This window comes from Micromonospora sp. NPDC051141, assembly GCF_044455765.1.
Taxonomy (GTDB): domain Bacteria; phylum Actinomycetota; class Actinomycetes; order Mycobacteriales; family Micromonosporaceae; genus Micromonospora.
The window spans coordinates 371,517-397,639 of sequence record NZ_JBITFD010000001.1; the positions used below are offsets into that span (position 1 = coordinate 371,517).

Annotated in this window: 2 protein-coding genes; both read left to right on the plus strand. The window is 76.5% G+C overall.

Going from position 1 to position 26,123, the window contains the following annotated elements:
- Window positions 1–2 precede the first annotated feature (2 nt).
- Window positions 3–14,750 (plus strand): type I polyketide synthase, encoded by a 14,748-nt coding sequence (locus tag ACIA6B_RS01420; RefSeq protein ID WP_396769810.1) that lies wholly within the window; start codon window positions 3–5, stop codon window positions 14,748–14,750.
- Between the two features lie 34 nt (window positions 14,751–14,784).
- Entirely contained in the window at window positions 14,785–26,115 is an 11,331-nt protein-coding gene (locus ACIA6B_RS01425; RefSeq protein ID WP_396769812.1) for a type I polyketide synthase, read from the plus strand.
- The last annotated feature ends 8 nt before the right edge of the window (window positions 26,116–26,123 follow it).

Sequence of the window (26,123 nt, forward strand, 5' to 3'; positions counted from 1 at the left end):
CGATGCCCACTGAGGCAGAGTTCCTCGACTACCTCCGCCGCGCCACCACCGACCTGCGCGAGGCGCGGCGGCGCGTCCGCGAGGTGGAGGCCAAGGACCGCGAGCCGATGGCCATCGTGGGCATGGCGTGCCGCTACCCGGGCGGCGTGCACGGCCCGGACGAGCTGTGGCAGCTCGTCGCCGACGGTCGCGACGGGGTGGGCGACTTCCCGACCGACCGGGGCTGGGACCTGGAGCGGCTCTTCTCCGTCGACCCGGACAACCCGGGCACGTCGTACACCGACAAGGGTGGCTTCCTCTACGAGGCCACCGAGTTCGACCCGGCGTTCTTCGGCATCTCGCCGCGCGAGGCGCTCGCCATGGACCCGCAGCAGCGGCTGCTGCTGGAGAGCACCTGGGAGGCGTTCGAGTCCGCCGGGCTGGACGCGCACCGGCTGCGCGGCAGCCGGACCGGCGTGTTCGCCGGCGTGATGTACCACGACTACGCGTCCCGGGTGCTGGACCTGCCGGAGGGCGTGGAGGGCTACCTCGGCACCGGCAACTCCGGCAGCGTGGTGTCCGGGCGGGTCGCGTACACGTTCGGGCTGGAGGGCCCGGCCGTCACCATCGACACCGCGTGCTCGTCGTCGCTGGTCGCCGTGCACCTCGCCGTGCAGGCGCTGCGCCAGCGCGACTGCGACCTGGCCCTGGCCGGTGGTGTCACCGTGCTCTCCACCCCCGGCGTGTTCGCCGAGTTCTCCCGGCAGCGCGGGCTGGCCGCCGACGGGCGGTGCAAGTCGTTCGCCGCCGCCGCCGACGGCACCGGCTGGGCCGAGGGCGTCGGCATGCTGCTGCTGCAACGCCTCTCCGACGCGCAACGCGACGGCCGCCGCATCCACGGCGTCATCCGGGGCAGCGCGGTCAACCAGGACGGCGCCAGCAGCGGCCTCACCACCCCGAACGGCCCCAGCCAGGAACGCGTCATCCGGCAGGCCCTCGCCAACGCGCGGCTGTCCCCGGCCGACGTGGACGTGGTGGAGGCGCACGGCACCGGCACCACGCTGGGTGACCCGATCGAGGCGCAGGCGCTGCTCGCCACGTACGGGCAGGACCGCGACGGGCGCGACCCGCTCTGGCTGGGCTCGGTCAAGTCGAACCTGGGCCACACCCAGGCCGCGGCCGGCGCCGCCGGCATCATCAAGATGGTCCAGGCGATGCGGCATGGCGTGCTGCCCCGCACGCTGCACGTGGACGAGCCGTCCCCGCACATCGACTGGTCGGCCGGCGCGGTCACCCTGCTCACCGAGGCGCGGCCCTGGCCGGAGTCCGACCGGCCCCGGCGGGCGGCGGTGTCGTCGTTCGGCATCAGCGGCACCAACGCGCACGTCATCGTCGAGCAGCCGCCGGCCGTCGACGAGCCCGAGTCGACGCCCGGCACGCCGCCGCCGCTTTCGCCGGTGCTGCTCTCCGCCCGCGACCCCGAGGCGCTCGCCGCGCAGGCCCGCCGCTGGGCCGACCACGTGGCCGCCGACGCCCGGCCGGTCGACTGGGCCGCCGCCGCCCGCCGCCGCGCCAACCTGGACGCGCGGGCCGTGGTGCTCGCCGCCGACCGCGACGAACTGCTCGCGGGGCTGCGCGCGCTCGCCGACGGCGAACCCACCCCGACCGTGGTCACCGGCGCCGTCGGGCCGCGCGGCCGGGTCGCGTTCCTCTTCTCCGGTCAGGGCGCGCAACGCGCCGGCATGGGCCGCGACCTGTACGACGCGTTCCCGGTGTTCGCCGCCGCGCTGGACGAGGTCTGCGCGCACCTCGACCCGCTGCTGCCGCAACCGCTCAAGCCGGTGCTGTTCGAAGCCGGCGACCTGCTGGACCAGACCCGGTTCACCCAGGCCGGCCTCTTCGCCGTCGAGGTGGCGCTGCACCGGCTGGCCCGCTCGTTCGGGCTGACCCCGGACTACCTCGTCGGCCACTCGATCGGTGAGCTGGCCGCCGCGCACGTCGCCGGCGTGCTGTCGCTGGCGCACGCCGCCCGGCTGGTCGCCGCGCGGGGCCGGCTCATGCAGGCGCTGCCCGCCGGCGGCGCGATGCTCGCCGTGGCCGCCGGTGAGGCCGACGTGACCGCGTCGCTGGCCGACGTGACCGGACGAGTCGGCATCGCCGCCGTCAACGGGCCCGCCGCGGTGGTGGTCTCCGGCGACGCCGAGGCGATCGACGCGCTCGCCGCGCACTGGGCCGACCGGGGTACGCCCACCCACCGGCTGCGGGTCAGCCACGCGTTCCACAGCGCCCTGATGGAACCGATGCTCGCCGAGTTCGCCTCGGTCGCCGCCGGCCTCGACTACGCCCCGCCCACCGTGCCGATCGTGTCGAACCTGACCGGCCGCATCGCCGAAGCCGACGAGATCACCACCGCCGACTACTGGGTGCGGCACGTCCGCGAGGCGGTGCGCTTCGCCGACGCGGTCGACCGGCTCGCCGAGGCGGGCGTCGGCACGTACGTCGAACTCGGGCCCAGCGGCGTGCTCACCGCGATGGCCGAGGGCGCCCTCGCCGACCCGGCGGCCGTGCTGGTGCCGCTGGTGCGCAAGGACCGCCCCGAGCCCCGCGCCGTGCTGGAGGCGCTGGCCCGGCTGCACACCGCCGGCCTGACCGTCGACTGGGACGCCTTACTCGCCGACGCCGGCGCCCGCCCGGTCGACCTGCCCACGTACGCGTTCCACCACGAGCGGTACTGGCTGGAACCGGTCGGCCGGCTCGCCGACGTCTCCGGCGCCGGTCTCGGCGCGGCCGGGCATCCGCTGCTCGGCGCCGCCGTCTCCGTGGCCGGCGAGGACATGGTGCTGCTCACCGGCCGGCTCTCCGCCGGCACCCACCCCTGGCTGGTCGACCACCAGGTCGGCGACGTGGTGGTGCTGCCCGGGGCGGCGCTTGTCGAGTTGGTGGTCCGGGCCGGTGACGAGGTCGGTGTGTCCCGGCTGCGCGAGCTGGCCATCGCCGCGCCGCTGCTGCTGCCCGCCGCCGGTGGCGTGCGGGTGCAGGTGCGGGTCGGCCCGGCCGACGAGGCGGGCGCCCGTGCGGTGACCGTGCACGCCCAGGCCGAGGACGACCCGGAGGCCGGCTGGGTGCGGCACGCCGATGGCGTGCTCGAAGCGGCCGTCGCCGACGAGCCCGGCCTGCCGGCCTGGCCGCCGACCACCGCCACCGAGGTCGACCTGACCGGCTGGTACGACACCCTGGCCGAACACGGCCTGGCGTACGGGCCGGCGTTCCGGGGCCTGCGTCGCGCCTGGACCGGTGACGGCGAGGTGTACGCCGAGGTCGTGCTCCCCGAGGACGTCACCGGCACCGGCTTCGCGGTGCACCCGGCGCTGCTGGACGCCGCGCTGCACCCGATCGGCCTGCTGCTCGCCGCTGACGGCGGGGGTCCCCGGGTGCCGTTCGCGTTCGAGGGCGTGCAGGTGCACGCCGTCGGCGCGACCGCGCTGCGGGTGCGGCTCGCCCGCGACGGCGCTGCGGTGCGCCTGGTCGCCGCCGACGACGCCGGCGCGCCTGTCGTGTCGGTGGACTCCCTGGTCCTGCGCGAGATGACCGGCCTGACCGCGCCCGGTGCGGCGGCCCGGTCCCTGTTCGACGTGTCCTGGCAGCCGGAGCCGGTGCCGGCCGGCGACGACCTCGCCGGTTGGGCGGTGCTCGGCGCGTCCGTCGACGGGCTGCCGTCGTTCCCGGATGTGTCGGCGGTGGTCGACGCGGGGGAGGGGGTGCCGCGCACGCTGGTGTTGCCGGTGGTCGGGTCGTTCGACGTGGAGGTGCCTGACGCGGTGCGGGTGACTGCGTCGGACGTGCTGGCGGTGGTGCAGGGGTGGTTGGCGGCGGAGTCGTTGGCCGAGTCGCGGTTGGTGGTGGTGACCCGGGGTGCGGTGGCGGCGGTGGACGCGGATCGGGTGACGGATCTGGCGGGTGCGGCGGTGTGGGGGTTGGTGCGGTCGGCGCAGTCGGAGCATCCGGAGCGGATCGTGTTGGCCGATCTGGATCGGGACGTCGACGGCGAGGTGCTGTCGGTGTTGGCCGGTGTGCTGGGTGACCTGTCGGCGACGGGTGGGCAGGTGGCGGTACGCGGCGACGCGGTGCTGACGCCGCGCCTGGTCCGGGCCGCGCTCCCGGCGGCGGAGACGACATCCGCCCCGGTGGCCGACGCCGTGGCGGCCGGTGACCCCGACCGAAGCCGGGGCGTCGGTGCCGGGACGGTGTTGGTGACCGGCGGCACCGGCTCGCTCGGCGCCCTGGTGGCGGCACATCTGGTCACCGCGCACGGGGTGCGGTCGCTGGTGTTGGTGTCGCGGCAGGGTCCGGCCGCGCCGGGTGCGGACGCGCTGGTGGAGCGGTTGTCCGGGCTGGGTGCGTCGGTGTCGGTGGTGGCGTGTGACGTGACCGATCGGGATCAGGTCGCGGGTCTGGTGGCGGGGGTGGAGGGTCGGCTCGCCGGGGTGGTGCACACGGCGGGGGTGTTGGACGACGGGGTGGTGTCGTCGATCAGCGCGGAGCGGTTGGCGAACGTGCTCGCGCCGAAGGCGACGGCGGCGTGGTGGTTGCACGAGGCCACCCGGCATCTCGACCTGGACCTGTTCGTGTTGTTCTCGTCCGTCGCCGGGGTGCTCGGCTCACCCGGCCAGGCCGCGTACGCCGCCGCGAACGGTGTGCTCGACGCGCTCGCCGTCCAGCGCCGGCAGGACGGACTGCCGGCGGTCAGCCTGGCCTGGGGCATGTGGGACACCGACGGCATGGCCGCCGCCCAGTCCGACGTCGACCGGGCCCGCTCCACCCGCGCCGGCCTGGGCGCGATGAGCCCCGAGGTCGGCCTGGAACTGTTCGACACCGCACTCGCCGCCGGGCGGGCCACGCTTGTGCCGGCCGTCATCGACGTACCCGCGATGCGGGCCCAGATCGTCGGCGGCCGGGTGCCGTCGCTGCTGCGGGCGCTGCTCGGCCCGGTCACCACCCGCCGCCAGGCCGGCCGGGGCAACTGGGCCGACCGCCTCGCCGGCCTCGACCCGCAGGAGGCCCGCGACCAGATCGACGCGCTGATCCGTGGCCTGGTGGCCCAGGTGCTCGGGCACGGCGGCGCGGACGCGGTGCCGGCCGACCGGGCGTTCCGGGAACTGGGCTTCGACTCGCTGACCGCGGTGGACCTGCGCAACCGGGTCAACGCGGCCACCGGGCTGCGGCTGCCGTCCACGCTGGTGTTCGACTACCCGACGCCGCAGATCCTGGCCGGCCAGGTGTACGCCGAACTGGCCGGCGCCCGCACCGACACCACAGGCGCCCCGGAGGCGGCCACCACGACCGGGCTGGACGAGCCGGTGGCGATCGTCGGCATGGCCTGCCGCTACCCCGGCGGGGTGGAGAACCCGGAGCAACTCTGGGAACTGCTCGCCACCGGCGGGGACGGCATCTCCGAGTTCCCGGCCGACCGCGGCTGGGACCTGGAGTCGCTGTTCGACAGCGACCCGGACCACAGCGGCACCTCGTACACCCGACACGGCGGCTTCCTCTACGGCGCGCCCGAGTTCGACCCCGGCTTCTTCGGCATCTCGCCACGTGAGGCCCTGGCCATGGACCCGCAGCAGCGGCTGCTGCTGGAGACGTCGTGGGAGGCGTTCGAGTCCGCCGGCCTCGACCCGGCCGGGCTGCGCGGCTCGCGGACCGGCGTGTTCGCGGGCGTCATGTACCACGACTACGCGTCCCGCCTGATGGAGCTGCCCGCCGAGGTGGAGGGCTACATCGGCACCGGCACCTCGGCCAGCGTGCTCTCCGGCCGCGTCGCCTACTCGTTCGGCCTGGAAGGCCCGGCCGTCACCGTCGACACGGCCTGCTCGTCGTCGCTCGTCGCGTTGCACCTGGCGGTGCAGGCGCTGCGGTCCGGGGAGTGCGACCTGGCCCTGGCCGGTGGCGTGACGGTGATGGCCACGCCGGGCACGTTCATCGAGTTCTCCCGCCAGCGCGGTCTGTCCCCGGACGGTCGCTGCAAGTCGTTCGCCGCCGCTGCCGACGGCACCGGCTGGGGCGAGGGCACCGGCGTGCTGCTGGTGCAGCGACTCGCCGACGCGCAACGCGAGGGCCGCCGCGTCCTGGCCGTCGTGCGGGGCAGCGCGGTCAACCAGGACGGCGCGTCGAACGGCCTGACCGCGCCGAACGGTCCGTCGCAGCAGCGGGTGATCCGGCAGGCCCTGGCCAACGCGCGACTGACCACGTCGGACGTGGACGCGGTGGAGGCGCACGGCACCGGCACCACGCTCGGTGACCCGATCGAGGCGCAGGCGCTGCTGGCCACGTACGGGCAGGACCGGGAGACGCCGCTGCTGCTCGGGTCGGTGAAGTCGAACATCGGCCACACCCAGGCGGCGGCCGGCGTCGCCGGGATCATCAAGATGGTTCTCGCCATGCGCCACGGCATCGTTCCGCCGACGTTGCACGTGGACGAGCCGTCGCCGCACGTCGACTGGACGGCCGGGGCGATCACTCTCGCCACCGCCGCGACGCCGTGGCCCGACCGGGACCGGCCCCGCCGCGCGGCGGTGTCGTCGTTCGGGATCTCCGGCACCAACGCCCACGTCATCCTGGAACACGCCCCCGCGCCCGCCGCCCCGGCCGAGTTCCGGCCCGGCGCCGCCGTCGACGCCGGCGTGATCCCGTTCGTGCTCTCCGCCGCCGACCGGGCCGCGCTGCCCGACCAGGCGGCCCGGTTGCGCGCCCACCTCGCCGCGTACCCCGAGTTCGCGCCCGCCGAGGTGGCCCACGCGCTGACCAGCAGCCGGGCGGCCTTCCCGTACCGCGCCGTCGTGCTCGGCCGGGACGCCGACGAACTGACCCGCGGCCTCACCGCGCTGGCCGACGGCGAGACCGTGCCCACCGTGGTCACCGGCACCGCGCTGCGCAACCCGGCGCCCGTCTTCGTCTTCTCCGGCCACGGCGGCCACTGGCCCGGCATGGCCGTCGACCTGCTGGACACCTCGCCCGTCTTCGCCGCGTCCATCGCCGAGTGCGAGGCCGTCCTCACGCCCTGGGTCGACTGGTCGCTGACCGACGTGCTGCGCGGCGCCGACGGCGCGCCGCCGCTTGTCGCCTCCGGCGTCGTCCAGCCCGCGCTCTGGGCCGTCATGGTCTCACTGGCCCGGCTCTGGCGCTCCCTCGGCGTCCGGCCCGGCGCCGTGGTCGGGCACTCCCAGGGCGAGATCGCCGCCGCCTGCGTGGCCGGCGCGCTCTCCCTCGAGGACGCCGCCCGGATCGTGGCGCTGCGCAGCCAGGTGCTCGCCGACATCGCCGGCAAGGGCGGCATGGCCTCCGTCGGCCTGCCCGCCGAGCGGGTAGAACGGATGCTCGACCGCTGGCCCGGCCGGCTCTGCCTGGCGGTGGTCAACGGACCCGGCTCGGTGGTGGTCGCCGGCGACCCGGACGCGCTCGCCGAGCTGGTCGCCGCCTGCGCCGCCGACGACGTGCGGGTCCGCCCGCTCGACGTCGACTACGCCTCCCACTCGCCACACGTCGAACCGGTCGCCGACCGGCTCCTGGCCAGCCTGGCCGGGATCACCGCCCGCCCCGCCGAGGTGCCGTTCTACTCCGCGCTCACCGGCCAGCCCACCGACACCACCACGCTCGACGCCGACTACTGGTACCGCAACCTGCGCCAGACGGTGAACTTCGAGCAGGCCGTACGCACCCTGCTCGCCGACGGCCACCAGGTGTTCCTGGAGGTCGGCCCGCACCCGGTGCTCAGCTTCGGCATGCAGGAGACCATCGACGCCGCCGAACACGACGCCGCCGTGGTGAACACGCTGCGCCGCGACGCCGGCGGCTGGCCGCGCGTGCTCACCGCGCTCGCCGAGCTGCACACCCACGGAGTCGGCGTGGACTGGGCCGCGGTCTGCGGCGTCAGCGCCGCCGCGCCCGTGCCGCTGCCCACGTACGCGTTCCACCGGCAGCGCTACTGGCCCGAGTCGCCGGTCCGCACCGGCCCGGTCGCGACCGTCGAGGACCAGGCCGACAGGCAGTTCTGGGACGCCGTCGAACGCGCCGACGCGGACGCGCTCGCCGCCACGCTCGACGTCGACGGCGGCGCCGCCCGGGCGCTCGGCGAGGCGCTGCCGCTGCTCACCGAGTGGCGGCAACGCCGCCGCGACGAGTCCACCGTGGACGCCTGGCGGTACCGGGTGCGCTGGACGCCGCTCACCGCCGCGACATCCGCCCGGCTCACCGGCACCTGGCTGCTCGTCGCCCCCGCCGCGTACGCCGGTGACCCGCTCGTCGGTCAGGTCGTCGCCGCCCTCGGCGAGGCCGGTGCCGGCGTCGTGCCGGTCACCGTCGACGACCCCGACCGGGCGGCCCTCGCCGGGCAGCTCGCCGGCCTCGACACCGACGCGCTCACCGGCGTGCTGTCCCTGCTCGCGCTGGACGAGACCGGCCACCCGGACCGCCCGGTCGTGCCCGCCGGGCTCGCCGGCACGCTCGCGCTCGTCCAGGCGCTCGGCGACGTCGGCTGCGCCGTGCCGCTGTGGTGCGCCACCCGGGGCGCGGTCACCACCGGTCGGGCCGACCCGCTCGACCACCCCGCGCAGGCCCTGGTCTGGGGCCTCGGCCGGGTCGCCGCGCTGGAACACCCGGACCGCTGGGGCGGCCTGGTCGACCTGCCGGCCGTCCTGGACCGCCGCGCCCGGGGCCGGCTCGCCGTCGTGCTGGCCGGCGTCGGACACGAGGACCAGCTCGCGGTCCGCCCCTCCGGGCTGTTCGGCCGCCGGCTCGCCCGCGCCGGCGGCGACACCCCGCCCGAGACCACCGGCTGGCGACCCGCCGGCACGGTCCTGGTCACCGGCGGCCTCGGCTCGCTCGGCGCGCACGTGGCCCGCTGGCTGGCCACCGACGGCGCGGAGCATCTCGTGCTCACCGGTCGGCAGGGCCCGGCCACCCCCGGCGCGGCCGAACTGGAGGCGGAACTGACCGCGCTCGGCGCCCGTGTCACGGTGGCCGCCTGCGACGTCGCCGACCCCGACTCGCTGCGCGACCTGGTCGACCGCCTCGCCGGGCAGGACGTCCGCGTCGACGCGGTCTTCCACGCCGCCGGCGTCGCGCACGCCGGCCCGCTCGACGGCACCGACCTGGCCGCGCTCGCCGACGGCCTGCACGCCAAGGTGGCCGGCGCGGTCAACCTCGACCGGACGTTCGGCGACGACGTCGCCGCGTTCGTGCTCTTCTCCTCCGGCGCGGGCGTCTGGGGCGGCGGCCTCCAGGGCGGCTACGCCGCCGGCAACGCGTTCCTCGACGCGCTCGCCGAGGACCGCCGCCGACGCGGCCGGCCCGCCACGGCCGTCGCCTGGGGCGCCTGGGACGGCGGCGGCATGATGGACACCGAGGGCGCCGCCGACCAGATGTTCCGCTCCGGCGTCCGGCCGATGCGCCCCGACCTGGCCGTCGCCGTGCTGGCCCGGGCGCTCGCCACCGACGAGGTCACGCTCGCCGTCGCGGACATCGCCTGGGACCGGTTCCACCAGACGTACGCGCTGGCCCGCCCGCGCCCGCTGATCGAGGACCTGCCCGAGGTGGCCCGCCTGCTCGCCGCCACCCGCGGCGACGACGAACCGGCCGAGGCGTCGCCGCTGCGCGGCCGGCTCGCCGGCCTGGCCGAGCCGGACCGCCGTCGTGCCCTGCTCGAACTGGTGCGGAGCAACGCCGCCGCCGTGCTCGGCCACGCCTCCGCCGAGGCGGTCGGCGCGGACCGGCCGTTCCGCGACATCGGCTTCGACTCGCTCAGCGCGGTCGAGATGCGCAACCGGATCGCCGAGGCGGTCGGGCTGCGGCTGCCCGCCACGCTGGTCTTCGACCGGCCCACCCCGGCGCTGCTCGCCGGCTGGCTCGCCGACCGGATCCTCGGCGTCACCGACGCGGCGCCCGCGCCCACCCGGGCCGTCGCCGCACTCGACGAACCGATCGCCGTGGTGGCGATGAGCTGCCGCTACCCGGGCGGCGTGGACAGCCCCGAGGAGTTCTGGCGACTGGTCGCCGAGGGACGCGACGCGATCGGCCCGTTCCCCGCCGACCGGGGCTGGGACCTCGACGCCATCTACGACCCCGACCCGGACACGCCCGGCACCTCGTACGCCCGGGAGGGCGGCTTCGTCACCGACGTCGGCGGCTTCGACGCCGGCCTGTTCGGCATCTCGCCCCGCGAGGCGCTGGTGATGGACCCGCAGCAGCGGCTGCTGCTGGAGACCGGCTGGGAGCTGTTCGAACGCGCCGGCCTGGCCCCGGCCGACATGCGGGAGAGCAGCACCGGCGTGTTCGTCGGCACCAACGGGCAGGACTACGCCACGCTGCTGATGGCCGCCCGCGCCGACACCGAGGGCTACCAGGCCACCGGCAACGCCGCCGCCGTGGTCTCCGGCCGGCTGTCCTACACGTTCGGGTTGCAGGGCCCCGCCGTCACCGTGGACACCGCCTGCTCGTCGTCGCTGGTCGCGCTGCACCTCGCGGTGCAGGCGCTGCGCGCCGGCGAGTGCGACCTCGCGATGGCCGGCGGCGTCACCGTGATGGCCACCCCCGGGCCGTTCCTGGAGTTCGCCCGGCAACGCGGCCTCGCCGCCGACGGCCGGTGCAAGTCGTTCGCCGGCTCCGCCGACGGCACCGGCTGGGGCGAGGGCGCCGGCCTGGTGCTGCTGCAACGGCTCTCCGACGCCCGCCGCGACGGCCGCCGGGTGCTGGCCGTGGTGCGCGGCTCCGCCGTCAACCAGGACGGCGCGAGCAACGGCCTGACCGCCCCGAACGGCCCCGCCCAGCAGCGGGTCATCCGGCAGGCCCTGGCGAACGCCGGGCTCACCCCGGCCGACGTGGACGCGGTCGACGGGCACGGCACCGGCACCCGCCTCGGCGACCCGATCGAGGCGCAGGCGCTGCTCGCCACGTACGGGCAGGACCGCCCCGCGGACCGTCCGCTGCTGCTCGGCTCCGTCAAGTCGAACATCGGTCACACCCAGGCCGCCGCCGGTGTCTCCGGCGTGATCAAGATGGTGCTGGCGCTCCAGCACGGCCAGCTCCCGCCCACGCTGCACGTGGACGAGCCCACCCCGCACGTCGACTGGTCCGACGGCGGCGTGGCGCTGCTCACCGAGGCCCGGCCCTGGCCGGAGACGGACCGGCCGCGCCGCGCGGCGGTGTCCGCGTTCGGCGTCAGCGGCACCAACGCCCACGTCGTCCTGGAAGCGGCCCCGCCCGCCGACGACGCCCCGGCCGAGCCGGACCACACCGCGCCCCGAGCGGCGCTGCCGCTGCTGCCCTGGCCGCTCTCCGCCGCCGACGACGAGAGCCTGCGCGCGCAGGCCGCCCGGCTGGCCGCGACGGACCTCGACGACGAGGCCGCCGCGGTCGCGCGGACCCTCGCCACCGCCCGCTCCCACCTGCGGCACCGCGCGGTGCTGCTGGCCGCCGACCCGGACACCCGGCAGGCCGCGCTGCGCGCGCTGGCGGCGGGGGAGAGCCACCCCGCCGTGCGGCGGGGCGTGGCCACGCCCGGCACGCTCGCCATGCTCTTCTCCGGCCAGGGCGCGCAGCACACCGGCATGGGCCGCGAGCTGTACCAGGCGCTGCCCGCGTTCGCCGAGACGCTCGACGAGGTCTGTCAGCACCTCGACGCGTACCTGCCCCGCCCGCTGAAGAGCGTACTGTTCGCGCCCGACGGCAGCGCCGAGGCCGCGCTGCTCGACCAGACCGCGTTCACCCAGGCCGGGCTGTTCGCCGTCGAGGTGGCGCTGCACCGGCAACTCGCCCACTGGGGCGTCCGCCCCGACCTGGTCGCCGGGCACTCCGTCGGCGAGATCACCGCCGCGCACGTCGCCGGCGTGCTCTCGCTGCCGGACGCCTGCACGCTCGTCGGCCAGCGCGGTCGGCTCATGCAGGCGCTGCCGGCCGGCGGCGGGATGCTCGCCGTCGCCGCCGGGGAGGCCGAGGTGACCGACGCGCTCGCCGGGCACGCCGACCGGGCCGCCGTCGCCGCCGTGAACGGACCGGCCGCCGTCGTGGTCGCCGGCGCCGACGAGGCGCTGTCCGCGCTCGCCGACCACTTCACCACCCTCGGCGTACGCACCAAGCGGCTCACCGTCAGCCACGCGTTCCACAGCCCGCTGATGGAGCCGATGCTGGCCGAGTTCGCCTCGGTCGCCGCCGGCCTGCACTACGCCGCGCCGGTCGTGCCGCTGGTGTCCAACCTGACCGGTCGGGTCGCCGACGCCGACCTGATCCGCACCCCCGACTACTGGGTGCGGCACGTCCGGGAGGCGGTGCGTTTCGGCGACACCGTCACCCACCTGCGCGACCTGGGCGTCGGCACGCTGCTGGAGGTGGGCCCGGACACGGTGCTCACCGCGCTCGCCGCCGACCTGTTGCCGGACGGCGGACCGCTTGTCACCGGCGTGCAACGCCCCGGCCGGGACGAGGTCGCCACGCTGCTCGGCGCGCTGGCCCGGCTGCACTGCCACGGCACGCCGGTGGACTGGGCGGCGCTGTTGCCCGACGCCGACCCGGTCGCGCTGCCCACCTACCCGTTCCGCCACCAGCGCTTCTGGCCGGTCGCCGACGGCGAGCTGGTTGGCGTCGCCGCGCCGACCGCCGCCGACCCCGCCGACGACGCGTTCTGGCAGGTCGTCACCGCCGGCGACGGCGACGCCCTGGCGACCCGCTTCGGCGTGGACCCGGACCGGCCGCTGCGCGACCAGCTCCCCACGCTCGCCGACTGGCACCAGCGGCGTCGCGCCGACGCGGTCGCCGACGGCTGGCGCTACCGGATCACCTGGCCGCGACGGCAGCTCACCGCCGGCCCCGCCAGCGGGGACTGGCTGCTCGTGACGCCCGGCGACGCGGCGACCGACCCGGCGGAGCGGATCGCCGAACTGCTCGCCGCCCACGGCGGCACGGTGCGGACGCTCACCGTCGACCCGGCCACCGTCACCCGCGCCGACCTGGCCGGTGACCTGCCGGACGGGCCGGGCCGGATCGTGTCGCTGCTGGCGCTGGACGAGCGCCCGCACCCGGTGTACCCGGGGGTGCCGGCCGGCCTCACCGGCAACCTCGCGCTGGTCCAGGCCGTCACCGACGTCGCGCCGACCGGGCCGCTGTGGCTGCTCACCCGGCAGGCGGTCAGCACCGGCACCGGTGACCCGCTCGCCCGGCCGGAGCAGGCCACCACCTGGGGCCTCGGGCTGGTCACCGCGCTGGAACACCCGGCGCACGCCGGTGGCCTGCTCGACCTGCCGGCCGACCTCGACGCCGCCACCGGGGAGCACCTGCTGCGGGCGCTGACCAACGCCGACGGCGAGGACCAGCTCGCGGTCCGCCCGGCCGGCGTGCACCTGCGCCGACTCGTCCGGGCGCCCCGCCCGGCCCGGCCGGACGCCCCGGCCTGGACGGCCCCGGCCACCGTGCTCATCACCGGTGGCACCGGCGCCATCGGCCGGTACGCCGCCGGCTGGCTCGCCCGGCACGGCGCCCGCACGCTGATCCTGGTCAGCCGGCGCGGCCCGGACGCCCCCGGCGTCGCCGAGACGGTGGCCGAGCTGGCCGACCTCGGCGCGCGGGCCCGGGTGCTCGCCTGCGACCTGGCCGACCGCGCCGCCGTCGCCGCGCTCGTCGACGGGCTGCGCGCCGACGGCGAAACGGTCCGCGCGGTGGTGCACGCCGCCGGCGTCGGCCGCCTCAACCCGGTGCGCGCGGTCACCACCGACGAACTCGCCGACGTGGTCTCCGGCAAGACCGCCGGCGCGCGCCACCTCGACGAACTGCTCGACCCGGCGGCCCTGGAACTGGTCGTCTACTTCTCCTCCATCGCCGCCGCGTGGGGCGTCGGCGACCACGGCGCGTACGCCGCCGCCAACGCGTTCCTGGACGCCTGGGCGCAGTCCCGCCCGGCCGGGCCGGCGCGCGTGGTGTCGGTCAACTGGGGACCGTGGGCCGGCGGCGGCATGGTCGACGCCGACCACGCGACCGCGATGAGCCGGCGCGGCGTCACGCTGCTCGACCGGGAACCGGCGATGGCCGCGCTGCGCGCCGCGATCTCCGGCGACGACCCGGTGCTCACCGTCGCCGACGTGGACTGGGCGCGCTTCGCCCCGGTCTTCGCCGCCGCCCGCCCCCGACCGCTGATCGGCGACCTGCCCGAGGTGGCGGCCCCGCCCGCCGGCGCCGACCCGGCCGACACCGGCGGCGCGGAGACGCTCGCGGAGCTGCGCAAGCGCCTCGCCGACCTGACCGCCGCCGAACAGAACCGGCTGCTGGTCGACCTGATCCGCACTGCCGCCGCCGAGGTGATCGGCCACGACAGCCCGTACGCCCTGGAGGCCGACCGGCCGTTCCGGGACCTCGGGTTCGACTCGCTGACCGCGGTGGAGCTGCGCGGCCGGCTGGCCCGGCTCACCGGCCTCGCGCCGGCCAGCTCGGTGGTGTTCGACTACCCGACCCCGCAGGCCCTCGCCGAGCACCTGCGCGCGCAGCTCGTCGACGAGTCCTCGGAGCGGGAACTGCCCACCGTGGAGGAACTGGACCGGCTGGAGGAGGCGCTCACCCTGCGGGAGCGCGACGACCTCGGCCGGGTGCGGATCACCATGCGGCTGCACCGGCTGCTGGAACGGCTCGGCGCCGACGAGCCGGCGGAACCGGGCGAGGACGTGGCCGACCGGCTGCGGACGGCCAGCAACCAGGAGCTCTTCGACCTTCTCGACCGCGATCTCGGGTTGTCCTGAGGCACGCGTGGCACACCAGGGAGCGGAATCCACCATGGCGGACACGGCAGTGGGCACCACCGGACCGGCCGGGGACGAGGCACGGCTCCGGGAGTATCTGACCCGGGTCGTCACCGAGCTGCACCAGACCCGCCAGCGGCTGCGCGAGGTCACCGCCGAGGAGTCCGAGCCGGTGGCGGTGGTGGCGATGAGCTGCCGCTACCCCGGCGGGATCAGCTCGCCGGAGGAGCTGTGGCGGTTCGTCGCGGACGGCGGCGACGCCATCGGCGACTTCCCCGCCGACCGGGGCTGGAACCTCGACCTGCTGCACCACCCCGACCCGGAGAACGCCGGCACCTCCTACACCGCGGCCGGCGGGTTCCTCGCCGACGCCGGGCAGTTCGACGCCGCGCTGTTCGGCGTCTCGCCCCGCGAGGCGGTCGCCATGGACCCACAGCAGCGGCTGCTGCTGGAGGTCACCTGGGAGCTGTTCGAACGCGCCGGCCTGGCCCCGCTGTCGCTGCGCGGCAGCCGCACCGGCGTCTTCGTCGGCACGTCCGGCCAGGACTACGCCGCCGTGCTGCACCGCGCGCCGAACGCCGAGGGGTACGTGCTCACCGGCACCGCCGCCAGCGTGGTCTCCGGCCGGCTCGCCTACACGTTCGGGCTGGAGGGCCCGGCGATCACCGTGGACACCGCCTGCTCCTCCTCGTCGGTCGCGGTGCACCTCGCCTGTCAGGCGCTGCGGGAACGCGAGTGTGGGCTGGCGGTGGCCGGCGGCGCCACCGTGATGGCCACCCCCGGCCCGTTCGTGGAGTTCTCCCGGCAGCGCGGGCTGGCCGCCGACGGCCGGTGCAAGTCGTTCGCCGCCGCCGCCGACGGCACCGGCTGGGCCGAGGGCGTCGGCGTGCTGCTGCTGGAACGGCTCAGCGACGCCCGCCGCAACGGCCACCCGGTGCTGGCCGTCATCCGCAGCTCGGCGGTCAACCAGGACGGCGCGTCGAACGGCCTGACCGCCCCCAACGGCCCGTCCCAGCAGCGTGTCATCCGGGCCGCGCTGGCCGGCGCGAAGCTCACCCCCGACCTGGTCGACGTGGTGGAGGCACACGGCACCGGCACCACGCTGGGTGACCCGATCGAGGCGCAGGCGCTGCTCGCCACGTACGGGCAGGACCGGCCCGCCGACCGGCCGCTGCTGCTCGGCTCGATCAAGTCGAACCTCGGGCACGCCCAGGCCGCCGCCGGCATCGCCGGGATCATCAAGATGATCCACGCCATGCGGCACGGGATCGTCCCGGCCACGCTGCACGTCGACGAGCCCACCCCGCACGTCGACTGGACCGCCGGCGCGGTCCGGCTGGTCACCGAGCCGACGCCGTGGCCGGCCGTGGACCGGCCCCGCCGGGCCGCCGTCTCCTCGTTCGGCATGAGCGGCACCAACACCCACATCATCCTGGAACAACCCGCCGAGGAACCGGCGGCCCCGGCCACGCCGGCCGACCGGACCGGACCGGTGCTGCTCACCGGCCGCACCCGTACCGCGCTGCGCCAGCAGGCCGAACGCTGGTCCCGGCGGCTCGCCACCGAGCCGGGCCTCGCGCCCGCCGACGTGGCCTGGACGTCGGTGGTGTCCCGGTCGCCGCTGGAGCACCGCGCCGTGGTGCTCGCCGCCGACCGGGACGAGCTGACCGCCGCGCTGGACGCGCTCGCCGACGACCGGTCCGCCCCGCCGCTGGTCACCGGCGCCGCCGCTCAGCCCGGCGAGGTCGCGTTCGTCTTCCCCGGCCAGGGCTCGCAGTGGATCGGCATGGCCGCCGGGCTGCTCGACACCGCGCCGGTGTTCGCGGAGAAGCTCACCGCCTGCGCCGAGGCGCTGCGCCCGTACGTCGACTGGTCGCTGCTCGACGTGCTGCGCGGCGCGCCGGACGCGCCGTCGCTGGACCGGGTGGACGTGGTGCAGCCGGCGCTGTTCGCGGTCGGCGTGTCCCTGGCCGCGCTGTGGCAGTCCTACGGCGTGCAGCCGTCCGCGGTGATCGGCCACTCGCAGGGCGAGATCGCCGCCGCGTACGTCGCCGGCGGCCTGACCCTGGACGACGCCGCCGCCGTGGTGGCGCTGCGCAGCCGGGTCATCGCGGAGCTGGCCGGCGACGGCGGCATGGTGTCCGTGGCGACCACCGCCGACGAGGCGACCGAGACGATCACCCGCTGGGCCGGCCGGATCTCCCTCGCGGCGGTCAACGGCCCGACCGCGGTGGTGGTCTCCGGCGACGTCGCCGCGCTGGACGAGCTGGTCGCCCACTACGAGGCCCGGGACGTCCGGGTACGCCGGGTGCCGGTGGACTACGCCTCGCACTCCGCGCACGTGGAGCCGCTCCGCGACCAGCTCCTGGCCCGGCTCGCCGACGTGACCCCGCGCAGCGGCACGGTCCGGTTCCGCTCCACCGTCACCGGCGACTGGCTGGACACCGCCGGCCTCGACGCCGACTACTGGTACCGCAACCTGCGCCAGACGGTCCAGTTCGACGACGCGGTCCGGTCCCTCGTCGGTGCCGGCTACCGCACGTTTGTCGAGGTCAGCGCGCACCCGGTGCTCACCATGGCGGTGCAGGACAGCGCCGAGGCCGCCGCCGGACCCGGCGCCGCCACGGTCACCGGCAGCCTGCGCCGGGACGAGGGCGGCCTGGACCGGTTCCACCGGTCCGTAGCGGCGCTGCACGTCGCCGGCGCGACGGTGGACTGGCAGCCCGCGTTCGCCGGCCGGCCCGGTCGCCTGGTCGACCTGCCCACCTACCCGTTCCAGCGGCAGCACTACTGGGTGCCCGCCGACGAGCCGGCCGCCCCGGCCGCCGGCGCCGCCCTGCTCGACCACCGGTTCTGGGACGCCGTCGACCGCGCCGACCTGGACGCGCTGCGCGACACCCTGGCCGTCGACGACGCCGAGGCAGCCGAGTCGCTGCGGGCGCTGCTGCCCGTGCTCGCCGGCTGGCGACGCCGGCAGCAGCAGCACGACCAGCTCGACGGCTGGCGCTACCGGATCGAGTGGCAGGCCGCCCCCGAACCGGCCGTCGCCGCGCTCGGCGGCACCTGGCTGCTGGCGGTGCCGACCGGCCTGGACGACGACCCGGCGGTGGCCGCCGTCCGCGACGCGCTCACCGCCGCCGGCGCCGACGTGCGCCCGCTGACCGTGACACCCGACGCCGACCGGCCCGCACTCGCCGCCGCGCTCACCGACGTCACAGGTGCCGGCGTCACGGATGCCGACGTCACGGATGCCGACGTCACCGATGCCGGCGTCACCGAGGCCGGCACCGGCCGCGTCGACGTCGGCGGGGTGGTCTCGCTGCTGTCCTGGGCGCCCGCCACCGACGCGGACCCGCTCCTGCCCGGCCTGGCCGCCACGCTCGCGCTCACCCAGGCGCTCGGCGACACCGGTCTGGCCGCGCCGCTGTGGCTGGTGACCCGCAACGCGGTGGCCGCCACCGCGTACGACCGGGGCACCGACCCGGTCCAGGGCGCGGTCTGGGGGCTGGGCCGGGTGGCCGGTGTGGAGGCCCCGCACCGCTGGGGTGGCCTCATCGACCTGCCCGCCGAGCCCGACGCACGCGCCGCCGGCCGACTCGCCGCGCTGCTCGCCGCGCCGGCCGGCGAGGACGAACTCGCCGTGCGCGGCCCCGGCGTCCTGCGCCGCCGCCTGGTCCGCGCGCCGATCGGCGACCGCCCCCCGGTACGCCACTTCACGCCCACCGGCACCGTGCTGGTCACCGGCGGCACCGGCGGACTCGGGGCGCGGGCCGCCCGCTGGCTCGCCGACGCCGGCGCCGCACACGTGGCGCTGGTCAGCCGGCGCGGCCCCGACGCGCCCGGCGCGGCCGAACTGGCCGCCGAGCTGCGCGAGCGGGGTGCCCGCGTCACGGTCGCCGCCTGCGACCTCGCCGACCGGGCCGCCGTCGCCGCGCTGCTCGACCGGCTGCGCGCCGAGGGGCCGCCGATCCGCGCCGTCCTGCACACCGCCGGCCTGCCGCAGACCACCCCGCTGGACGCCGTCACCGCCGCCGAACTGGCCGAGGTGACCGCCGGCAAGGTGGCCGGCGCGGCCCACCTGCACGACCTGCTCGCCGACGACGAGCTGGACGCGTTCGTCGTCTACTCGTCCATCGCCGCCACCTGGGGCAGCGCCGGACAGGCCGGGTACGCGGCCGGCAACGCCTACCTGGACACGCTGGCCCAGCGGCGACGCGCCGACGGGCTGGCCGGCACCGCCATCGCCTGGGGTTCGTGGGGCGAGGGCGGCATGCACGTGGCCGACTCCGACCGGGCGCTGCGCCGCCGGGGCGTGCCGCCGATGGACGCCGACGTCGCGATGAGCGCGCTGCGGCAGGCCCTCGACCACGACGACGTGACGCTCACGGTCGCCGACGTGGACTGGTCCCGGTTCGCGCCCGCGTACGCGTCCGCCCGGCGTCGGCCGCTGCTGGAGGGCGTACCGGAGGCGAAGGTCGCGCTCGACGGCGGCGCGCCGGCCGACGGCGACGCCGACGACGGACCGGCGGCGACGCTGCGGGCCCGGCTCGCCGGCCTGGATCCGGCCCGCCGCGAGGAGACGCTCGCCGACCTGGTCCGGGAACTCGCCGCCGACGTGCTCGGCCACGCCGACGCCGCCGCGATTCCGGCCACCACCGCGTTCCGGGACCTCGGCTTCGACTCGCTGACCGCGGTGGAGCTGCGCAACCGGCTGGTCACCGCCACCGGCCAGCCGCTGCCGACCACGCTGGTCTTCGACCACCCCACGCCGGTGGCGCTGGCCCGGCTGCTGCGGGACATGCTGCTCGGCGCCGACCCGGCGCCCACCGGGACCCCGGTCACCACCGTCGCCTCCGGCGAGGAGCCGGTGGCCGTGGTGGCGATGGCCTGCCGCTTCCCCGGCGGCGTCAGCGACCCGGACGCGTTGTGGCGGATCGTCGCCGACGGCGTGGACACGGTCGGCGACTTCCCAACCGACCGGGGCTGGGATCCGGACACGCTCGTCGACCCGGCGGCGGCGTCGGCCGGCACCACCTACACCGACCAGGGCGCGTTCGTGCCCGACGCCGGCCACTTCGACCCGGTGTTCTTCGGCATCTCGCCGCGCGAGGCCGCCGCCATGGACCCGCAGCAGCGGCTGCTGCTGGAGGCGTCCTGGGAGGCGATCGAGCGGGCCGGCGTGGTGCCGGAATCGCTGCGCGGCTCCCGGACCGGCGTGTTCGCCGGCACCAACGGGCAGGACTACCGCGCGTTGGTGCTGGTCGCCCCGGACGAGAGCTTCGGCGGCACCGACAACGCGGCAAGCGTGGTGTCCGGCCGGGTGTCGTACGCGCTGGGCCTGGAAGGACCGGCCGTGTCCGTGGACACCGGCTGCTCGTCCTCGCTCGTCGCGTTCCACCTGGCCGTGCAGGCGCTGCGCCGCGGCGAGTGCGACCTGGCGCTCACCGGCGGCGTGACCGTGATGGCGACACCCGGGCTGTTCGTCGAGTTCTCTCGCCAGCGTGGACTGGCCGCCGACGGCCGGATCAAGGCGTTCGCCGCCGCCGCCGACGGCACCGGCTGGGGCGAGGGCGTCGGCGTGCTGCTGCTGGAACGGCTCTCCGAGGCCCGCCGCAACGGTCACCCGGTGCTCGCCGTGGTGCGCGGCAGCGCGATCAACCAGGACGGCGCGTCGAACGGGCTGACCGCGCCGAACGGTCCGTCGCAGCAGCGGGTGATCCGGGCCGCGTTGGCGGACGCGGGGCTGTCCACGTCGGACGTGGACGTGGTGGAGGCGCACGGCACCGGCACCACGCTCGGTGACCCGATCGAGGCCCAGGCGTTGCTGGCCACGTACGGGCAGGAGCGGGAGACGCCGCTGCTGCTCGGCTCGATCAAGTCGAACATCGGCCACACCCAGGCCGCCGCCGGCGTCGCCGGGATCATCAAGATGGTCCTCGCGATGCGGCACGGCGTGGTGCCGCCGACGCTGCACGTGGACGCGCCGTCGCCGCACATCGACTGGTCGGCCGGCGCGGTGGAGTTGGTGACCGAGGCGCGGGAGTGGCCGGCGGTGGACCGGCCGCGTCGGGCGGCGGTGTCGTCGTTCGGCATCTCCGGCACCAACGCCCACGTCGTCATCGAACAGGCCGACGAGCCCGACGCGCGGCCGGTGCCCACCGCCCCGGGCCTGGTGGACGCCGATGTCCGGCTGTGGCCGGTGTCGGCCCGTACCCGGTCCGGCGTCGCCGCGCAGGCCGCCCGGCTCGCCGCCCACCTGCGCGTCGGCGGGCAGCTCGATCCGGCGGCGGTGGCCTGGTCCCTCGCCACCACCCGCTCGACGTTCGAGCACCGCGCCGCAGTGGTCGGCGCCACCGGCGACGAGCTGCTGACGGCGCTGGACGCGCTCGCGTCGGGCGCCCCGACGGGAAACGTGGTGTCGGGTTCGGTCGTCGAGCACGGGCCGGGTCCGGTGTTCGTGTTTCCGGGTCAGGGTGGTCAGTCGGTGCGGATGGCGGCTGGTCTGGTGGGTCGGTGTGGGCCGTTCGATGTGCGTCTTGCGGAGTGTCAGCGGGCGTTTGCGCCGTTGCTGGACGTGGATCTGGTGTCGGTGTTGACCGGGGAGGACGACGCCTGGTTGGACCGGGTGGAGGTGTTGCAGCCGGTGTTGTTCGCGGTGGGTGTGTGTTTGGCCGAGGTGTGGCGGGCCGCCGGGGTGGAGCCGTCGTTGGTGATCGGTCATTCGCAGGGTGAGATGGCGGCTGCGTGTGTGGCCGGGGTGCTGTCGCTCGATGATGCGGCGAAGGCGGTGATTCTGCGGGCGCGGTCGCTGTCCGCGTTGGCGGGTTCGGGCGGGATGTTGGCGGTGGATCTGCCCGCCGATGAGGTGCAGGCGCGGATCGAGGGTGTGCCCGGCACGGTGGTGGCGGTGTTCAACGGTCCGGGTCATGTGGTGGTGTCGGGTCCGCCGGACACGTTGGCGGAGTTGCGTCGGCGGTGGGAGGGCGAGGGGGTGCGGGCGAAGCCGGTGCCGTTCAACTACGCCTCGCACAACCCGGTGGTGGAGCGGATCCGGGAGCGGATGCTCGCGGACCTGGCGGGGCTGGACCCGCGGCCGGGTCAGGTTCGGATGGTGTCGACGGTGACGGGGGACTGGGCCGACCCGCAGGGTATGGACGGCGGGTACTGGTTCACGAATCTGCGGCAGCCGGTGCGGTTCGAGCAGGCGGTGCGGACCGCCATCGGGGCCGGGCACCGCACGTTCGTGGAGGTGTCGGCGCATCCGGTGTTGACGATGCCGGTGACGGCGATCCTCGACGACACCGACACCACCGGACACACCCTGTCCACGCTGCGCCGTGGTGACGACGATCCGACCCGGCTGTTGACCAGCCTCGCGGTCGCGCACACCATCGGCCTGCCCGTCGACCTGACCCGCGTCCTCGCCCCCGCGACCACCGTCGACCTGCCCACGTACGCGTTCGACCGGAAGCGGTACTGGCTCACCACCACCGCCCGGCCCACCCACGACGTCGCCTCCGCCGGCCTCCAGGACGCCGGGCACCCGCTGCTCAGCGCCGCGCTGCCGGTCGCCGACGACCGGACCGTGGTGCTCACCGGGCGGTTGTCCACGCGTACCCACCCGTGGCTCGCCGACCACGTCGTCGGCCGGACCGTCGTCGTCCCCGGCACCGCGCTCGCCGACATGGTGATCCGGGCCGGCGACGAGGTGGACGCCGGCCAGGTCGGCGACCTCACCCTGATCAGCCCGCTCGTGCTGCCCGCCACCGGCGCCGTCCAGGTGCAGGTGCGCGTCGGCGCGCCCGGCGACGCCGGCGAACGGGCCGTCACGCTGCACTCCCGGCCCGCCGACGACGACGCCGACTGGACCCGGCACGCCGAGGGTCTGCTGCTGCCGCAGCTTCCCGAACCCGAACCCGGGCCGGAGGAGTGGCCGCCGGCCGGTGCCGTCGAGGTCGACGCGGACCTCGACGCCTGGTACGCCCGCACCGCCGAGGCAGGCCTCACCTACGGTCCCGCGTTCCGCTGCCTGCACCGCGTCTGGCGTCACGGCGACGAGGTGTACGCCGAGGTGGCGCTGCCCGAGGCGCAGGCCGCCGACGCGTCCCGGTTCGGCCTGCACCCGGCGCTGTTCGACGCGGCCCTGCACGCCACCGGCCCGACCGCGCTGCTCGGCACGCCCGCCGAGGCCGGCAGCGGCTGGCTGCCGTTCACGCTCCGCGCGGTCACGCTGCACGCCCACGGCGCCACCCGGCTGCGGGTGACGATCCGCTCGCTCGGACCGGACACGGTCGCCGTCACGCTCGCCGACCCGGCCGGCCGACCGGTCGCCACCGTCGACTCGCTGACGTTCCGCCCGGTCGCCGCCGGTCAGGACGACGGCACCGCCGCGCTGCGCCGCACCGCCGTGTTCCACCTGGACTGGACGCCGCTGCCGGCCACCGACACCCCGGCCCCGACCCGCTGGGCGCTGCTCACCGGCGACCGCACCGACCCGGCCGACGCCGACCTCGCCGACCCGGTCGCCAAGGACCGGGCCGCCGAGGAACAGACCGGCGGCCGGGCCGGCGGTGACCACGCCGGGCTGACCGCCGCGCTGACCGGAGCCGGGCACCGGGTGACCGTCCACCCCGACCTGGACGCGCTGCTCGCCGCCGTGAACGGCGACGACGTACCGGAGATCGTGGTCGACCTGCGCGGCGGCCCCGGCCCGGACCCGGAGCGGGTGGACACGGACGCCCACCGCGCCGCCCGCGACACGCTCGCGCTGGTGCACCGGTGGCTGACCGAACCTCGCCTGGAGGCCGCCCGCCTGGTGCTCGCCACCCGGGGCGCGGTCGCCGCCGCGCCCGGCGAGGCCCCCCGCGACCCGGCCGGGGCCGCGGTGTGGGGGCTGGTCCGCTCCGCCCAGTCCGAACACCCCGGTCGGTTCACGCTGCTCGACCTGGACGACGCCGTCGCCACGCCCGACGCGGTGCCCGCCGCGCTCGCGTCCGGCGAACCGCAGCTCGCGCTCCGCGACGGCGCCGCGTGGGTGCCCCGACTGGTCCGGGCCCGCGACACCGGCGTGCTGACGCCGCCCGACGACCGGCAGCCGTGGCGGCTCGACGTCACGGAGAAGGGCACGCTGGAGAACCTGGCGCTGCTCCCGGTGCCGGTCGAGGCCGGCGCGGTGCCGGCCGGGCACGTCGCGGTCGAGATGCGCGCCTCCGGCCTCAACTTCCGGGACGTGGTGCTGGCGCTCGGCATGGTCCCCGGCCAGGAGGTGCTCGGCAGCGAGGGCGCCGGCGTGGTCCGCGAGGTCGGCCCCGGCGTCACCGACCTGAAACCCGGTGACCGGGTGATGGGCATCTTCGCCGGCTCGTTCGCCACCGTCGCGGTCACCGACCACCGCATGGTCACCCGCATCCCGGACGGCTGGTCGTACGCGGAGGCGGCCGGCGTGCCGGTGGTCTTCCTGACCGCCTGGTACGGGCTGGTCGAGCTGGGCCGGCTCACCGCCGGCGAGTCGGTGCTGGTGCACGCCGCCACCGGTGGCGTCGGCATGGCCGCCGTGCAGATCGCCCGGCACCTCGGCGCCGAGGTCTACGGCACGGCCAGCCCCGGCAAGTGGCCGGTGCTGCGCGCCACCGGCCTCGACGACGCGCACATCGCCTCCTCCCGCTCCCTGGACTTCGTCGACGAGTTCCGGGCCCGCCGCGCCGGGCGTGGCGTCGACGTGGTGCTCAACTCGCTCGCCGGCGCGTACGTGGACGCGTCGCTGCGGATGCTCGACAGCGGCGGCCGGTTCGTCGAGATGGGCAAGACCGACCCGCGTGATCCGGCCCGGGTCGCCGCCGACCACCCCGGCGTCAGCTACCAGGGCTTCGACCTGATGGCGGCCGGCCCGGCCGTGGTCGGGCGGATGCTGGCGGAGCTGATGGCGTTGTTCGCCGCCGGCACGCTGCGTCCGCTGCCGCGCCGCACCTGGGACGTCCGGCGCGCGCCCGAGGCGTTCCGCTTCCTCAGCCAGGCCCGGCACGTCGGCAAGCTCACGCTGACCATCCCGCCGACGCCCCGGCTCGACGGCACCGTCCTGGTCTCCGGCGCCACCGGCACGCTCGGCGCGCTGCTCTGCCGGCACCTGGTCGCCGCGCACGGCGCCCGGCACCTGCTGCTGGTCAGCCGGCGCGGCCCGGACGCCGAGGGCGCCGACGAGCTGCTCGCCGACCTCAAGGCCGGCGGCGCGGAGGTGCAGCTCGTCGCCGCCGACCTGGCCGATCCGGACGCGGTCGACGACGTGCTGTCCCTGGTGGACAAGCGGCACCCGCTGCGCGCCGTGGTGCACACCGCCGGTGTCGTCGACGACGCCACCGTCGAGAAGCTCACCCCGGAGCGGCTCGCCGCGGTGCTGCGCCCCAAGGTCGACGCGGCCTGGAACCTGCACCGCGCCACCCGCGACCACGAGCTGACCGCGTTCGTGCTCTACTCGGCCGCCGCCGGCCTGATGGGCGGGCCGGGCCAGGGCAACTACGCGGCCGGCAACGCGTTTCTCGACGCCCTCGCCGAGCACCGGCGCGCTTCCGGCCTGCCGGCGGTCTCCCTGGTCTGGGGCCTCTGGGCCACCGCCAGCGGGATCACCGGCCACCTCGGCACGGTCGACCGGCGGCGGCTGGAACGCAGCGGGCTGGTGGCGCTCACCGACCACGAGGCGCTGGCGCTGTTCGACGCCACCTGGCGTTCCGAACGACCCACGCTGATGCCCGCGAAGATCAGCACGCAGGGCGCCGGCGGCCCGGTCCATCCGCTGCTCACCGCGCTGGTCCGCACCGGCACGCGGCGCGGCACGGTCACCGAGGCGGCCGGCGGCCCGGCGTACGCGGAGACGCTGCGCGGCCTGTCCGGCGAGAAACGCGAACGGGCGCTGCGCGACCTGGTGCTGGCGCACGTCGCCGTGGTGCTCGGCGTCGGCGACCCGGCCGGGGTGGAACCGGACCGTGCGTTCCGGGAACTCGGCTTCGACTCGCTCACCGCCGTCGAGCTGCGCAACCGGCTCGGCGCGGCCACCGGGCTGCGACTGCCGGCCACGCTGGTCTTCGACAACCCGACGCCGGCCGCGCTCGCCGCCCACCTCGCCACCCGGATCGCCGTGCCCGACGGCGCGACCGACACCACCGGCGGTGTCGGCCGGGACCTCGACCGGCTGGAGGCGGCGCTGGCCGGGCTCGACCCGGACGACGAGGCGTTCCGCGGCATCACCGAGCGGCTGCACAGCCTGCTGGACCGGCTGACCGCACGGGAGACGACCGCCGACGACGGCGACCTGGAGTCGGCCACCACCGAGAACATCTTCGACCTGATCGACCGCGAGCTGGAGACGTCTTGACCGCCGGC

Excerpts from the sequence above, each read along its gene's own strand:
- ACIA6B_RS01420 (WP_396769810.1), top strand. The coding sequence starts at position 3 with ATGCCCACTGAGGCAGAGTTCCTCGACTACCTCCGCCGCGCCACCACC.
- ACIA6B_RS01425 (WP_396769812.1), top strand. The coding sequence starts at position 14,785 with ATGGCGGACACGGCAGTGGGCACCACCGGACCGGCCGGGGACGAGGCA.